1 protein-coding gene is annotated in these 277 nt (G+C 40.8%); it reads right to left on the bottom strand.

What is annotated here, in order from left to right; all coding sequences use genetic code 11:
- The coding region (locus tag V0R37_RS22090; protein ID WP_420376556.1) for a DALR domain-containing protein at window positions 1-277 on the bottom strand (277 nt) is incomplete at both ends.

Here is a 277-nt window from a genome sequence, read left to right as displayed (position 1 = left end):
CTTCAAGGACACCAAAGATGCCAAAGAGTTGGCTAGCCATGTGTAAGACGAATTCTAGGACTACTTTTGAGACTTCTTCACGTTCAAGATAGAGGTTGACTTCTTTGATCAGTTGGTAGAGGACTGTCATTCCGTTGGCGGCATTGATTTCATCATCCATCTCATCTTGGAATTGCTTTTCTAAGTTTTTGAAACTTTCAATCAACGTTTGGTCGTCAGCTAGGCTTGCTTGAGCTGTTTCTAATCGGTAACGAGCTTTTTTAAGACTAGTTTGAAC

The organism is Pollutimonas rozaliensis, assembly GCF_048751585.1.
Taxonomy (GTDB): domain Bacteria; phylum Pseudomonadota; class Gammaproteobacteria; order Burkholderiales; family Burkholderiaceae_B.
Note: the sequence above shows the minus strand (reverse complement) of the source record. Positions and strands in the feature narration are given on the sequence as shown.